General features: G+C 64.6%; 10 protein-coding genes. 4 read left to right on the top strand and 6 right to left on the bottom strand.

Going from position 1 to position 12601, the window contains the following annotated elements:
• Positions 1-56: 56 nt before the first annotated feature.
• Positions 57-323, top strand: coding sequence for a hypothetical protein (locus tag WS78_RS11520; RefSeq protein ID WP_059580591.1), 267 nt, complete (start codon positions 57-59; stop codon positions 321-323).
• Between the two features lie 276 nt (positions 324-599).
• Positions 600-860 carry a hypothetical protein gene (locus WS78_RS11515; RefSeq protein WP_059574446.1) on the top strand — a complete coding sequence of 87 codons (261 nt, stop codon included), beginning with the start codon at positions 600-602 and terminating at the stop codon, positions 858-860.
• Positions 861-869: 9 nt separating this feature from the next.
• Here WS78_RS11515 and tnpC read toward each other — a convergent pair whose 3' ends face one another.
• The 3 genes from tnpC to tnpA all read right to left on the bottom strand — a co-directional run bounded on the left by tnpC (position 870) and on the right by tnpA (position 3406).
• Positions 870-2492, bottom strand: a complete 1623-nt coding sequence (gene tnpC / locus WS78_RS11510) for an IS66 family transposase (protein ID WP_059670996.1) — start codon at positions 2490-2492, stop codon at positions 870-872.
• 99 nt (positions 2493-2591) lie between these two features.
• Complete coding sequence (tnpB, locus tag WS78_RS11505) at positions 2592-2945, bottom strand: IS66 family insertion sequence element accessory protein TnpB (RefSeq protein ID WP_059580646.1); 354 nt, start codon at positions 2943-2945, stop codon at positions 2592-2594.
• Positions 2945-3406, bottom strand: coding sequence for an IS66-like element accessory protein TnpA (gene tnpA, locus WS78_RS11500; RefSeq protein WP_059584105.1), 462 nt, complete (start codon positions 3404-3406; stop codon positions 2945-2947). Before tnpA ends, tnpB begins: the two co-directional genes overlap by 1 nt.
• 146 nt (positions 3407-3552) lie before the next feature.
• Here tnpA and WS78_RS37550 point away from each other — a divergent pair, with 146 nt between their 5' ends.
• Complete coding sequence (locus tag WS78_RS37550; RefSeq protein ID WP_082721457.1) at positions 3553-3774, top strand: PAAR domain-containing protein; 222 nt, start codon at positions 3553-3555, stop codon at positions 3772-3774.
• 13 nt (positions 3775-3787) lie between these two features.
• On the opposite strand, the gene WS78_RS11490 is transcribed toward WS78_RS37550, so the two are convergent.
• The 3 genes from WS78_RS11490 to WS78_RS35790 form a co-directional block, all read right to left on the bottom strand.
• Positions 3788-4498: a hypothetical protein gene (locus WS78_RS11490; RefSeq protein ID WP_156437566.1), complete on the bottom strand. Its 711-nt coding sequence runs from the start codon at positions 4496-4498 to the stop codon at positions 3788-3790.
• A gap of 298 nt (positions 4499-4796) precedes the next feature.
• Entirely contained in the window at positions 4797-5195 is a 399-nt protein-coding gene (locus WS78_RS11480; RefSeq protein WP_059582890.1) for a helix-turn-helix transcriptional regulator, read from the bottom strand.
• Positions 5196-5360: 165 nt separating this feature from the next.
• Complete coding sequence (locus WS78_RS35790; RefSeq protein WP_156437565.1) at positions 5361-6005, bottom strand: hypothetical protein; 645 nt, start codon at positions 6003-6005, stop codon at positions 5361-5363.
• A 541-nt stretch (positions 6006-6546) separates the two neighbouring features.
• Between WS78_RS35790 and uvrA the strand changes: the two genes are divergently transcribed.
• Positions 6547-12486 (top strand): excinuclease ABC subunit UvrA, encoded by a 5940-nt coding sequence (gene uvrA / locus WS78_RS11470; protein ID WP_059582900.1) that lies wholly within the window; start codon positions 6547-6549, stop codon positions 12484-12486.
• Positions 12487-12601 lie beyond the last annotated feature (115 nt).

Below are 12601 nucleotides of genomic sequence, written 5' to 3'. Positions count from 1 at the left end.
CCCCGTATGCGGCAGTCGGCGGGGGGAGCGGCGATGTAGGAAACGTCGGAGGTGACATGAGCATTAAGCCATTCATGCCGCAAAGCGTCGAGGACCTCAAGGGCCGGCTCGATGAATTGTGGGGCCTGACCAACGATGCGGCCCCGTACTCAGACAGTCTACGCGGCGAGGTGCTCGACCTGATCTGGCACTGTCAGCAGAAGGTGCCGTTCAGCATAGCCGAGAAACAGGCGGTAGAGCAGGCCAAGCAAGTGCTCAACGCGGGGAATGCGCGACTCGCCTTGGTCAAGCTCGGACAGGCGCTTGAATCTCACCTGCCGTGATCGGGAGGCGGGCATGAGACTCTCAATGGCCGGCAGCGTATCGGCATGGTGCTCACGGTCGTACGGCTGTTGGGCTGGACTTGCTTCCTCGCTGCCGCGGTTGGCCGCACGCTACATAACCGCTCGACATGTCGCAATGAGGCGATTAGGGCGCTTACAAGTCGGAAAGAGGACGAACTTATCGTAAGCGCTAAATCCGCCACACGTCGTTAGGTGACGTGTTACCGGGTAACATGTTTCGAATCGATAGTTACCGGGTAACGAAGGAGATGCGAGATGACGCAAACGACGGCGCAGCGGCAGGCGGCTTATCGGGCAAGGCGCGAGACGGCAGGCAAGGACGGCAACGGTGATCGACGTCTGGATATGTGGATGAGCACGGAAGCGTATCTTGCTCTGACGCGGTTAGCTCGCCGTTACTCGGTAACGAAGCGCCAGATGCTGGAACGGTTGATCGCGCGGGCAGACGACGCGATTGTGCGCCGACTCGATCCCGATTCGGAACAGTGGGACCAATACTTCGGCCCAGCGCGGTAGCGATCGGAGTTACCCGGTAACGGCTTGCTGTCGAGCGAAGTTGAACGGTAGCAGGTCGCTAATATCGGCATCCGGTGCGCGCTGCGGCAATTCGGTCAGCACGTGCAGCAGATAGGCATGGGGATCGACGCCACAGGCTCGACACGTGAGCATCAGGCTGTAGACCATCGCGCTCGCTTTCGCGCCGTCGACCGTATCGCTGAAGAGCCACGACTTTCTCGCCGTGGCAAACGGCCTGATGTCGCGTTCGATGACGTTGTTGTCTATTGCAAACCGGCCATCGTCCACATAGCGACTCAGGTAAGGCCATTGCCGGAGACAGTAGCCGATCGCCTCGCCTAGCAGGCTCTTGGGCAGAACCTTCGGCGCGAGCTCGTCGAGCCAACTCTTGAAGGCGTTTAGCAACGGCACGCTGTGCTGTTGGCGCAAGCGGTACCGGTAATCGGCCAGCGTCTCGCCTTCGGGCAACGTCTGTTTGGCGAGCGTCTCGACCTGGTACAGCGCCTGGAAGAATTCGAGCGCCTTCGTGATGCGGGGGCTCGGTTTGTTCTTCTGCCCCTTGAGCGCATCCGTGAACATCCGGCGTCCATGCGCAAGGCATCCGAGGTGCGTGGCCGATTTGACCGTCCGCCACGCAGGCCAGCCGTCCGTCATCAGCGTGCCCGCGTAGTCTCCGAGGAACTCCTTCGGGTACTGCTGGCCACGCCCCGGCTGGTACTCAAACAGCACCACCGGCTGCTCGCTATCCTCCGCGCTTCGGTAGACCCACATGTATGACTTGTCCTGCGCGTTTCGGCCGTTCTCCTTCAGGACCTGGACGGTGGTCTCGTCGCCGTGAATCAGCCACTGGCTGAGCAGAATCTTCTTGAGCGCCTTGAACAGGCGCGTGTAGTGAAGCTCGGCGGGGCGGATGATCCAGTTCGCCAGCGTACCGCGGCTGACTGCGATATTCGAGCGTGCGAGCACGTCTTCCATCCGGTACAGCGGCGTGCCGTCGACATACTTGCCGGCCGTGACGGCGGCGATCATCGATGCACTGGCGTGACTACCCGGCAAGGGCTGCGCCGGCATCGGCGCGACCACGATCGGTGTGTGCGTGCCGTGACGCTCGCAGTGCCGACACGCGTACTTGAAACGCGCGTGCTGCAGCACCGAGACCTTGACCTGCATGTGCAACTGTTCGCTGATTTCCTCGCCCATCCGATGCATTGCCTTGCTGCAGCACGGGCAGATCTTCTGGTCTTCGGGCAGGTCGTACTCGATTCGCTCGCGCGGCAGGTCCGCGGGCAGCGGTTTGCGGCCACGCTTGCGCGGTTCAGGCTGGCCGGGTTCCGGCAACCCGGTATCGGGCAACGTCAGCGGCTCGCCGTCGTCCTCCTCGGCCGGCTCAGCGTGGGCTGCCTCTTCGGCCTCGTTGAACACGCGGTCGCGGCGCTTCTCGCTCTTCGGCGCGTACTGTCGGGCCAACGCGAGACGATATTGCTCTTCCAGCGCATCCAGGCGCTTGGTCAATTCGTCGATCCTGGCGTCACGCTCGGCAATGACCTGAGCATCGGCCGCCACCCGCTCCTCCAGCTTGTGGATATAGGCCTTGGCGGTGCGCGGAAGTCGGGGGAGATTGGGAGGGGACATGCGCTCAACGATAGCGAAACGCAGAGCCAAATAGGTTTACGCGAATTTGTAACAGCTAAAGCCGCCGTTGTTTACTGGCAACAGCGGCGATACCCTGCTTCAGTTCGTGTGGCAGTACTGCCGCGCTGGGTGGCGGCGCACGGCGTCGATATCGACGCCGTCGAGCAGCAGGTGAAGCTGCTCGGCCGTCAGTTCGATCACGGCTTGCTGACGGCGGGGCCAAACGAAACGGTCGGCCTCGAGGCGTTTCAATAGGAGCCAGAATCCGGCCCGGTCATACAGCAGAAGCTTCACGCGATCGCGTTTGCGGTTGTGGAACGCGAAGACGGCTCGCGCAAGCGGATCGAGCAGCATCGACTGCTCGACCAGCGCGACGAGGCTGTTGATGCCGGCGCGGAAGTCGATGGGCTCGCGGTGCAGGTAGATCTGCAGGTCCGCGTCGAAGCGGAACATCAGCGTGCCCCCAACGCTTCGATCATCGCCTTCACGAGAGCGCCATCGTGTGCGGCGCATTCGAGCTGTAGCGTTACGCCGTTGGGCAACTGCGCTGATAGTCGCGCCGGCGTCATTGCCTTCGCCGCTTCGTACCTGTGTGACGTTCGCCGTACGTTCACCGGCTCGGGGTTCGTGCGCACCGGTGCCACCTCGTTGATCGGAACGACCGGCACGAATGCCGATGGCAAGGGCTCGACGCACGCCGTCACAGCAGCATTCGCGCGTTCGCGCAATTGAATCCACTTATGCAGCTGGTTCGCGTTCACACCCGCCTTCAACGCCAGTCCGGCAATTGACGCGCCCGGCTGCAGGCAGGCTTCAATCAGCTTGCGCTTACCCTCGGCGTCAAACCTGCGCTTGCCCGTCGCGGTCACGCCGGTCACCCGCAGTGGCAGGAAATCAACTTCGTTCTGTGTCATCGGTTGCGTCCGCAAGTTGTAGTTGCGGACGCAAGCCTGCGCTCGTTCAGCTTTCGATTCTAGGTGGGGTTAAATTCGCGCTTACAACTTATCAGCAAGGGTGGACCGGCCAGCCTACCGTAGCCGGAACGGTCCAAGCCAAGGCTATGCCGTTCGCCCTCGACGGCAGACACATCGCGCATGAAGACGACGATGTGTTCTGCCCGTTGTGTAAAACGATTGGCAAGATTCAGTGCGACGGCCCACGATTGCCGATGACGGGGCCGGACGGGCGGCGTGTGGCACTGAGCGACGACCTCTGTATTTGCAAGTGCGTACCGCCGCCGAAGCTTATCCCGTCACAGCAAGTCATGTCGGTTGACGTGTGATCGCCCGACGTGTTCATGAACACGTCGTCATCATGCGGACGATCTTGCCGTTCAAACATCGATCCAGTGCTCCCAAGCCGTCGTTGGCAGGTGCGACATCCACATTCATCGCGTCTCGGGACACGTCATTCAGAACGTTTCCGATAGGTAGTTGCCAATCTTTCGGAAGGTGGTATTTCTTCGCAATGACCGCTCCCGCCTTCTGATCAGCGGCGTTGTCGTCCATGCCCTTGTCGATCAGCTTCTGATTCAGGTCCGAGAATTCGTCGTAGATGTTCACGTCCTGTTGCGTGGAAAGGTGCGCGGCGTCAGCTTGCAAGACCTTCCATTTTTCCTTGTCGTCCCAGACAGAATGGTTGGGGTTTGGACTGTAGTACGCGCGCGCGACTTCCCGGAATCTGTCGCCGTGGGATTGGGTGACTTCATTGCGACGCACTGACACTTCAACCGAATCTGCGCCGAACGTTGCGACCTTCTCGGCTATCGCAATCGACGTTGCGGACCATTGCGCCGCCGACCCGCCATTCACGCCGACCTGTACCTTGGCGACCTTGAGGTTGTTCTGAAACATATCGCTCAACGATGCGCCTTCGATGGTGAACGGGAGAGCAGATACTGTTGGCGCGTTCGTATTGGTTGCAGGTGTTCCTATGGTTGGCTGGTCGGACTCCCCGCAGGCACTCAAAAGTCCGACAGCCATGCACGTCAACGTCAATGTCTTCATGGTTCCCCGAGATGTGGTTATGTCTTGATATGTAATTGTAAGGCGTGATGAGGGCGAATCGTATATTTGTTCTGCTGTTGACCTGCCCCCTTCAGTAGCGCCAACGGGCTTTTAGCAAAGTCCTTTAAACCAGTTCCTGGAAAGCGGCAGGAGCATCAGCTGTTGACCGGTACACCGGCCTCGGCTTCCTTCAGAAAACCGATGATTTGCTCTTCCGTAAAGCGCTTCTTCATGTTCGTCTTCTTCTCCGAAAACGAACTTTACTAGGTTCCCGCTGGCTCTGTTCGCTGGGGGCAGGTCAGCCGCCGCGAAAGGCGGCAATCAGGGCCGCGACTTTCTCGGCGTCCGCAATTGGCAACTCGAGGAGGTCGCGGACCGCCTGCTGTATCGACCCAGGCGCCGCATCAAACTGCTCCTGAATCTTCATCTTCTTTCCCAAGCCGGGGGAAGGCTTCCGCGACCGACGCAGCGCATCGAGGCCCGCGCTGTCGAGATGCGTCAAATCGTCCTCGAGCAACACGTTCAAACCGACTCGAAAGTGCCTTGCCAGCTTTGGCGCGAGATCCGACCTGCTGCTATCGCGCGTTTCCAGCGCGTAGATCGGCTGTTGTGATTCGATGCCGATCGCGCGCGCAAGGTCAGGACGCGTTTCGCCCGTCAAGGCGCGTAGTCGTGCGATGTTTTTTCCGAGTGCCATGAGCCGGACTCTATATCGAAGACGGGCGCGTCGAGCATGCCGAGGCCATTCGTGTCGCGACGCGCATCTTCCAGCATGCACAGGTGCCGTTCGAGCTCGCCGCTTGTCTGCGGGGAATGCCGGATGAATGCAGGAACGTGCATTCGATGCGACTAGACATACGGCCTATTGGCCTTTCAATTTGATGTTCCACAGGACTTCGTCGATTGCCGTACCTTGGTTTTCGCAGATAAGAAGAGCATTGTTCGAGAGCTTTTCCGCCTCTCGAAGGCTCTCTTGTGCGTTTTCGAACAACATGCTTTGAGAACTCACTTCAATGGAGAGCGTGAGCGCGCGCGCGTCCGATTTAACGTCATCCAGTTCGAAGTCGTGATCCACTTGGTTGGCAATCGCGAGACTTTCTTGAAGGTCCTTATGGCCATTCCGCACCTCTTTGAGAAAGGAAATGGCTGCATTCAGCCTACCTTGTGCTGCCTCGATTTGAAGTGCGCAGTTGTCGGGAAGGGGTGACATGCTTCGTATTTCGTCGAATGAGCAGAACGGGATGCTCTCCAGGCTGCGGAGTGCCTGCCTGGCGGCACGCACTGAATCGCTCAGATCGCCCACTTCATTGCGTGAGTCCGGTTCCAAAATGATCAGTGCGCCGTCGACTGCAACGCTAGCGCGTCCAGTTTTCCTTATCGCGGTTTGAATCTTAGGGCTTGCTCCGCCGGCGGTCAGCCGGGCGGCCACGACCTCGCCGTGGGTGCGATTTCGGCGCTCGGAAAGTGCAACCCAAAGAGCGACTGCAGCTGCGGCAAATGTGCCCACGGCCACCACGCCATTTACGAAAACACCAGTGCCATTCGCGTCCCACGGCCACGATGGCTACGCGCGCCCCGCGTGAGCCAATCGGGTCGACAAGCCATCAATCGCAAGACGCAGCGTCACGAGCCAGATGAACGCAGCGATAGCACCGGCGCACCATCGCACGGATTGGCGCTTCATGATTTTCCCGTAATTTTTAGGCGGGAGATCGTAGCACGGCGCATGGAGGCGGCGTGAACTGGCTCGCAGAACGTGCAGGCCGGGATCGGCACCGCGCGTGCCAACGGGGGCGAGAAGTCAAGCGGAAACATGAAGGCCAGCGCGATATGCTGATGCCTCCGTCCGCCCCAAACCACCAAAGCGCCGCCCCGTCCGCCGCAAATCCAAGATAGTCATGGAAAGCTGTATAAACATACAGTATAGTACTCATCGCGATTGAGCCGCGACGGCGTCCGCATCGCGGCGCGGGTGCCGCGCCTGCGAGCGTCCCGCAGCCTTCCGGCGCAGCGAATCCCTGGCTAACACATTCAGACGGGCAGACAAATTGTCATCCAGCAATCTGATCCGCATTCGCGGAGCACGTCAGCACAATCTCAAGAATCTCGATCTCGATCTGCGCACCGGCGAAATGACGGTCGTCACCGGCCCGTCGGGCTCGGGCAAATCGAGTCTCGTGTTCGATACCCTTTACGCGGAAGGCCAGCGGCGCTACGTCGAGACGTTCAGCGCGTACGCGCGGCAGTTTCTCGACCGGATGGACCGGCCGCAGGTGGACCGCGTTGACGGCGTGCCGCCCGCGATCGCGATCGACCAGACCAATCCGGTGCGCAGTTCGCGCTCGACCGTCGGCACGATGACCGAGCTCAACGACCACCTGAAGCTCTTGTACGCACGCGCGGCGGAACTGTTCGACCGCATGACCGCGCAGCCGGTGCGGCACGACTCGCCGGAGACGATCTACGCGGAGCTCTTCGCGCGCACGGCGGATCACGATCCGCGGCTCGCGGTCACGTTTCCGGTCGAGCTGCCGGAAACCGCGACCGATGAGGAAGTCGAGCAGTGGCTGTCGGCGAGCGGCTATACGCGGGTGCAGGCGCGACGCGAAGTGGCGTCGCCCACCGGGCCGCGCAAGGTGCTCGACGTGGTGGCCGACCGCTTCCGTCTGCATCAGGTCGACAAGGTGCGCGCGGTCGAGGCGATCGAGGCGTCGTTGAAGCGCGGCGGCGGGCGGGTGAATGTCTACGTGCTCGCGCAGGCGCCGGAAAACCCGGGCGACGCAACAGAAGCGCCCCAGGTGTGGCGTTTCTCCACCGGGCTGCATCACCCGGACAGCGATCTGCGCTATGCGGACCCGCAGCCCGCGCTGTTCTCGTTCAACTCGGCGTACGGCGCGTGCGAAACCTGCCGCGGCTTCGGCCGCGTGATCGGCGTCGATCTCGGCCTCGTGATTCCCGACGCGCGCAAGACGCTGCGCGGCGGCGCGATCAAGCCGATGCAGACGCCCGCATGGAAGGAATGCCAGGACGACCTGATGCGCTATGCGGCGAAGGCCGGCATCCGGCGCGACGTGCCGTGGGCCGAACTGTCGGACGCCGAGCGCGACTGGGTCATCAACGGCTCGCCGGACTGGAACGGCAAGTGGCAGAGCCAGTGGTACGGCGTGAAGCGCTTCTTCGGCTATCTCGAATCGAAAGCGTACAAGATGCATATCCGCGTGCTGCTGTCGAAATACCGCAGCTACACGCCGTGCGAGGTGTGCGGCGGCGCGCGCCTGAAGACGGAGTCGCTGTTGTGGCGGCTCGGCACGAAAGCGAACGCCGATGAGGCGCTCGCGCCGGCCGGCCGCTTCATGCCGCGCGGCGTCGACTGGAGCCGCGCGCAGCTCGAAGCGCTGCCGGGCCTGACGGTGCACGACCTGATGCTGCTGCCGATCGAGCGCATCCGCCGCTTCTTCGACGACATCGGCCTGCCGAGCGCGCTGCTCGACGACGCGCTGAAGCTGCTGCTCGCCGAGGTGCGCACGCGGCTGAAATATCTGTGCGACGTCGGGCTGGGCTACCTGACGCTCGACCGGCAGAGCCGCACGCTGTCGGGCGGCGAGGTGCAGCGGATCAACCTGACGACGGCGCTCGGCACCTCGCTCACGAAGACGCTGTTCGTGCTCGACGAGCCGAGCATCGGCCTGCATCCGCGCGACCTGAACCGGATCGTCGAGGCGATGCAGCGCCTGCGCGACGCGGGCAATACGCTGGTCGTCGTCGAGCACGATCCGTCGGTGATGCTCGCGGCCGACCGGCTGATCGACATGGGGCCCGGCCCGGGCGAGCGCGGCGGCACGATCGTCTACGACGGCACGCCCGGCGACATCCGCTCGGCCCGCACGCTGACGGGCGAGTATCTCGGCGGCCGCAAGCATGTCGCGCATGCGTCGCACTGGTCGCGCCGGCCGGTGGACGCGCACACGCCGCGTATCGTGCTCGAGGGCGCGAGCGAGCACAATCTGCGCGACGTCACGGTCGAGATTCCGTTGCAGCGGCTCGTCTGCGTGACGGGCGTGTCGGGTTCCGGCAAATCGACGCTGCTGCAGGACGTGCTCTACCCTGCGATGGCGCGGCATCTGGGCCGCGCGACCGAGTCGCCGGGCGCGTACCGCCGCCTCACGGGCGCGGAGCAGGTGGGCGACGTCGTGTTCGTCGATCAATCCCCGATCGGCAAGACCACGCGGTCGAACCCGGCGAGCTACGTCGGCGCGTTCGACGAGATCCGCAAGCTGTTCGCGAAGGCGCCGCTTGCGCTGCAGCGCGGCTACGGCGCGGGCACATTCAGCTTCAACTCGGGCGACGGCCGCTGCCCGACGTGCGGCGGCTCCGGCTTCGAGCACATCGAGATGCAGTTCCTGAGCGACGTCTATCTGCGCTGCCCGGACTGCGACGGGCAGCGCTACCGCGCCGAGATCCTCGAAGTGCGGATCGAGCGCGACGGCCGCGCGCTCAGCATTGCCGACGTGCTGGACCTGACCGTCAGCGAAGCCGCGGCGTTCTTCGCCGCCGACGCCGAGGTGCTGCGCGTGCTGCAGCCGATCGTCGACGTCGGGCTCGAATACGTGAAGCTCGGCCAGCCGGTACCGACGCTGTCGGGCGGCGAGGCGCAGCGCTTGAAGCTCGCGGGCTTTCTCGCCGAATCGGCGAAGGCCGCCGGCGGGCGCCGTGTCGTCACGCGCGAGGCGCGCGTCGCGCAAGCGCGGCTGTTCATGTTCGACGAGCCGACCACGGGGCTGCACTTCGACGACATCGCGAAGCTGATGCAGGCGTTCGGCAAGCTGCTCGCAAGCGGCCATTCGCTGATCGTGATCGAGCACAATCTCGACGTGATCCGCGCGGCCGACTGGCTGATCGACCTCGGCCCGGAAGGCGGCGACGGCGGCGGCTTCGTGCTGTGCGCGGGCGCGCCGGACGACGTGAAGGCCTGCGCCGGATCGCATACCGGCGCGGCGCTCACGCACTACGAGCGCGCAATGGATGCCGAAGCGCGGCTCGCCGACGAGGGCGTGCCGCTGCAGGCTGCGTTGAATGCGGCGCGTGCGCGGCGCGCGGTCGAGGGAGAGGACGTCGTGCGGATCGTCAACGCGCGCGAGCACAACCTGAAGGCGCTCGACGTCGACATTCCGCACGGCAAGTTCAACGTGATCACCGGCGTGTCCGGTTCGGGCAAGTCGACGCTCGCGTTCGACATCCTCTTTCACGAGGGCCAGCGCCGCTACCTCGAATCGCTGAACGCGTACGCGCGCTCGATCGTGCAGCCGGCGGGGCGCCCCGAAGTCGATGCGGTGTACGGCATTCCGCCGACGGTTGCGATCGAGCAGCGGCTGTCGCGCGGCGGCCGCAAGAGCACGGTCGCGACGACGTCCGAAGTGTGGCACTTCCTGCGGCTGCTGTACGTGAAGCTCGGCCTTCAGCATTGCATTCACGACGGCACGCCGGTCAGCTCGCAAACCGTCGAATCGATCGCCGCGCAGTTGCTGCGCGATCACCGCGGCGAGCATGTCGGGCTGCTCGCGCCGCTCGTCGTCAACCGCAAGGGCGTGTACACGGATCTCGCGAAGTGGGCGAAGGCGCGCGGCAACACGCATCTGCGCGTGGACGGCGAGTTCGTGACGGTGGACCCGTGGCCGAAGCTCGATCGCTTCCGCGAGCATACGATCGAGCTGCCGGTGGCCGATCTCGTCGTGTCGCCGGACCGCGAGGCCGAGTTGCGGCAGCGCCTCGCCGAGACGCTCGAGCTCGGCAAGGGCGTGATGCATCTGCTCGCGCCGCTCGACGGCCTGCATCATGCGATGGCCAACGATCATTCGACCGCGCGGATCGGCGAGATCAAGGTGCTGTCGGTCAAGCGCGCGTGCCCGGTGTGCGGCACGAGCTACCCGGAGCTGGACCCGCGGATGTTCTCGTACAACAGCAAGCACGGCTGGTGCACGACCTGCGTGGGCACCGGCGTCGCGCTCACGCGCGAGCAGCGCGCGGCCTACGACGACACGGTGTTCGCCGAAGACGGCCGCGGCCGCGAGCAGACGCTGCCGTCCGACGAGCAGGAACCGGAAGGCGTCGGCGACGAGCCGTGCGCGGATTGCGGCGGCACGCGACTGAATCCGTCCGCGCGCGCGGTGATGTTCGACGGCCATCCGATCGTCGATGTCGCGCAATGGACGGTGTCGGATACGCGCCGCTGGATCGACGGCCTGCAACTCGGCGGGCGCGACGCGCAGATCGCGCGCGACGTCGTCAGCGAGATCGGCAGCCGTCTCGCGTTTCTCGAGGAAGTCGGGCTCGGCTACCTGAGCCTCGATCGCGCCGCGCCGAGCCTGTCGGGCGGCGAGGCGCAACGCATCCGGCTCGCGGCGCAGCTGGGCAGCAACCTGCAAGGCGTCTGCTACGTGCTCGACGAGCCGACGATCGGCCTGCATCCGCGCGACAACCAGATCCTGCTGAACGCGCTGCGCAAGCTCGGCGACAAGGGCAATACGCTCGTCGTCGTCGAGCATGACGAAGACACGATCCGCCGCGCCGATCACATCATCGATGTCGGCCCGGGCGCCGGCAAGCGCGGCGGCACGCTGGTCGCGCAGGGCGGGGTCGCGGACCTGTCCGCGCAGGCCGATTCGTTGACGGGGCGCTTCCTCGCGCATCCGATCGTGCATCCGCTGCAGCCGCGCCGCGGCGTGAGCCCGCCGGGCGCGAAGAACGGCGCGGCGGTGCCCGAGAACTGGCTGACGGTGCATCGCGGCAAGCTGCATAACCTGCGCGACGTCACGGTCGGCATTCCGCTCGCGCGGCTCGTCGCGGTGACGGGCGTGAGCGGCTCGGGCAAGTCGACGCTCGCGCGCGATGTGCTGATGACGAACCTGCTCGATGCGGTGGGCCGCTCGGTGCTGTCGTCGCCGGCCACGCGCCGCGCGCGCAAGGCCGCGCAGCAGGGCGCGGAAAAGGGTGCGGAAAAGGGCGGTTCGCTGGCGGCGCAGGCGGCGAAGCGCCGCGCGAGCGTGCTCGCGCGCAGCGCGCCGCGGCCGTCGTTCGACGTCATGCACGCGTGGCAGGGCTGCGAGGCGATCAGCGGCTGGGAACATATCGACCGCGTGCTCGAAGTCGACCAGACGCCGATCGGCAAGACGCCGCGCTCGTGCCCGGCGACCTACATCGGCGTGTGGGACACGATCCGCAAGCTGTTCGCGGATACGCTCGAGGCGCGCGCCCGCGGCTACACGGCGTCGCGTTTCTCGTTCAACACCGGCGAAGGGCGTTGCCCGGCATGCGAAGGGCAAGGCGTGCGCACGATCGGCATGAGCTTCCTGCCCGACGTGAAGGTGCCGTGCGATGTGTGCCACGGGCAGCGCTTCAATCCGGAGACGCTCGCGGTCACGTGGCGCGGCAGGAACATCGGCGATGTGCTGACGATGGAGATCGACGAGGCGGTGGAGTTCTTCGCGCCGATATCGAACATCGCGCATCCGCTGCAACTGATGAAGGACGTCGGCCTCGGCTACCTGACGCTCGGCCAGCCGTCGCCGACCTTGTCTGGTGGCGAGGCGCAGCGCATCAAGCTCGTCACCGAACTGAGCAAGGTGCGCGACGACATCACGCGGCGCGGCCAGAAGGCGCCGCATACGCTCTATGTGCTCGATGAGCCGACCGTGGGCCTGCACATGGCGGACGTCGCGAAGCTGATCCGCGTGCTGCACCGGCTCGTGGACGCGGGGCACAGCGTCGTCGTGATCGAGCACGACCTCGATGTGATCGCGGAGGCGGACTGGATCATCGACCTCGGCCCGGAGGGCGGCGTGGGCGGCGGCGCGATCGTGGCGGCGGCGCATCCGGAAGGGCTCGTGCAGGTGAGCGCGAGTCATACGGGGCGCGCGCTCGAACCCGTGCTGGCGCGCGGCGGCTCGGATCGGGGCGAGCCGGTGCGAAGCGGGGAGGCGGGCGCCGGTTGATCGGCGCGCTGCCGATGAACGCCCCCGGCGCCGCGTGGGAAGCCGAGGCTTCACGGTAGGCCCGAGGCGTTCATGCACGCGGCGCGATCGCGCATCGTCGGCTTGCCGGTGCGCG

Source organism: Burkholderia savannae, assembly GCF_001524445.2.
Classification (GTDB): Bacteria; Pseudomonadota; Gammaproteobacteria; order Burkholderiales; family Burkholderiaceae; genus Burkholderia; species Burkholderia savannae.
This window is presented reverse-complemented; position numbering and strand designations above follow the sequence as displayed.